Source organism: uncultured Methanobrevibacter sp., from assembly GCF_902801725.1.
Taxonomy (GTDB): domain Archaea; phylum Methanobacteriota; class Methanobacteria; order Methanobacteriales; family Methanobacteriaceae; genus Methanocatella.
Window position 1 is genome coordinate 1 of the sequence record NZ_CADCJB010000080.1, and the last position, 2,180, is coordinate 2,180.

The window sequence follows — 2,180 nt, forward strand, 5'->3', positions numbered from 1 at the left end:
ATAGTTTCTGAGTTTCTGATTTACTCCGCACCATCTGACTGAAAATGAACTTTCATAAGGGTACTTCTCAATTGTATAGACCGTTTCGGGCGTTTTGAAATCCTCCAAATCACCATGACATTTGATTTGGATGTAGTTGAGGAATGATTCGTCAATGTATGCCCCAATCAGACTGATGTCGATGTATGTATCCATATGGGCTATTTCATGCTTGTTCAGTATGCCGTACAGCTCAAACATCAGAGTGTCATTGGAGTGGCAGTTGTCCCTGAAGAACTCCTCAATCGCCTTTTTGTCAACAAGCTTGAACATCTCAAGAAGATGCTCGTCCGCCACCGCCATTCCACGGGTTTTTGGAACCAGTTCGATGGTATTGCCCATATCGTCCTTCAATGCATAGATTACAAGGCAGGTTCCGTCAAGCTTTTCCTGGCAGTGATAGATTATGCTTTCCTCATCTTCCTTGAGCTGGTGCCTTCTGTCCCAGTAGTGGATTTTCGGGAATGACTGCACGAACTGCTCTGTATCATAGCTTTTTCCGTTTACTTCTGTGATATGAGTTATTACTAGTGATCCTAAAAACTTATTCGGCTTTCTTGACAGGTATCCTTCGATGACGTTTCCCTTTGGAGTCTTTGATTTGAATTCACTTAGGTGCTTTGGCTTTATGGTATTTTCAAAATATCTCTCACATAGCTTCTCTTTCATGATTTGACCTCCTTGGAAGCTTATTGTTATTAAATTGTGGTTAAATTTTTTGCTTTAAATCTAAATCCAAGATAATATCATATTTTAAATTTCAAAACTGGAATTCATTAAAGCAAATTCAATTAATAAAGTAATATGAAACCCATACTATTTAAAATAAGCAGTTTTAAACGAGAACAATTTTTCAAACCCAAGGAAATATTTCAAAGTGAGAGCAGTCTTTCAGAGTGAGGTCAATATTTCGAAACTGGAGCAATTTTACAAAATGAGACAATCAAAAAAAAAATAAAAATTATGGGTTTACCGCTTCATCAGCCGCACCCATAACAACGCTAACTTCATCAGAAAGGTTAATTTCTGATATCTTCTTATCTGATTCCAGCTTGGCAGTGTAGTATGCCTGTGCAAAGTTCATTGTGACAAACATGACCTCTTTAAAATCGATTATAAAATCATCCTTTGGGATTTTGTTTAGAATGTCAACCAATTCTATTGCATCGTCACTGGATTCCAAATGAGTGCCGAACTCGGCACCTAGATTAATCATCATCTTAACACCTATGTTAATATTTAAAATTAATGATTTATAAAATAATCCACATGAAGTGTCCGAAATGCGAGAGAGAACTGAAAAAGGTATTCCATGGTGCAAGCGATGAGCTTGCAGTCGAATCAATGAATGGGGAGATAATACTTGGAAACTGCTGTGAAAGTGAATTCAATTACTATTGTGAAAACTGCGACGAATTCTTCCGGCTATAGTCCCAAAACATCCTTATCAGGATTTGCATTTTTAAACAGGTTAATCTTGATGTCCCTTCCATAGGTGAATTTCAAAAGCCCCGCATGAATCAGCTTCAAATCATCATCAGAAATGCCTTCAAGATAATAGATTTTGCCCCTTTCGCCAACATTCATCAAGAAACGAATCATATGCCTATACACCATTATGGAATGGGGATTACATACCACAATATCATCAGTAATGTATTCAACCAATTGTTCAATCCCAAAAACATCAGAACCTATCACTTCAACATCGCATTTTGGAAATTTTTCACGGATAACTCTTTCATAGTCCACACCATCACCTGGTAATATATATCAAAAAAATTACATTTAAAATGATTGTTTATCGGTAAACAGTTTACCAGGAAACATATATATAGCATGAAAAATATATTACATGACATGACCAAAGATAGCGACAAATTCGATTCTATGCATTTCATAGCATTAATCCACCACATATCCAAAAACAAGCTGAAATACACAATGAAGAATCCGAATCACATGGATATGGTTCATGAAGGCAGATATCTAATAGAAATCCATAACCGGAAAAACCTATCGCAGGATGATTTGGCAGGAATATTTGGTCAGAGCAAAGGAGCAATAGCCAAATCATTGCGAAAGCTAGAAGACAAGGGTTTTATCGAAAGAATTCCAGATAAAAGGACAAAAATAATAAA

At 36.4% G+C, this 2,180-nt stretch carries 5 protein-coding genes; 2 read left to right on the top strand and 3 right to left on the bottom strand.

Annotation, left to right across the window (positions count from 1 at the left end):
• Both QZV68_RS10150 and QZV68_RS10155 read right to left on the bottom strand, forming a co-directional pair.
• Positions 1-708: hypothetical protein (locus QZV68_RS10150; RefSeq protein WP_296880881.1), on the bottom strand; the 708-nt coding region annotated here is incomplete at its 3' end.
• 292 nt (positions 709-1,000) lie between these two features.
• On the bottom strand, positions 1,001-1,258 hold the full coding sequence (locus tag QZV68_RS10155) for a hypothetical protein (RefSeq protein ID WP_296880882.1): 258 nt from the start codon (positions 1,256-1,258) through the stop codon (positions 1,001-1,003).
• Positions 1,259-1,287: 29 nt separating this feature from the next.
• On the opposite strand from QZV68_RS10155, the gene QZV68_RS10160 reads away from it, so the two are divergent.
• On the top strand, positions 1,288-1,470 hold the full coding sequence (locus QZV68_RS10160) for a hypothetical protein (protein WP_296880883.1): 183 nt from the start codon (positions 1,288-1,290) through the stop codon (positions 1,468-1,470).
• Here QZV68_RS10160 and QZV68_RS10165 read toward each other — a convergent pair.
• Entirely contained in the window at positions 1,465-1,791 is a 327-nt protein-coding gene (locus QZV68_RS10165; RefSeq protein ID WP_296880884.1) for a hypothetical protein, read from the bottom strand. The genes QZV68_RS10160 and QZV68_RS10165 overlap by 6 nt on opposite strands.
• A gap of 87 nt (positions 1,792-1,878) precedes the next feature.
• Between QZV68_RS10165 and QZV68_RS10170 the strand changes: the two genes are divergently transcribed.
• Positions 1,879-2,180: helix-turn-helix domain-containing protein (locus QZV68_RS10170; protein ID WP_296880885.1), on the top strand; the 302-nt coding region annotated here is incomplete at its 3' end.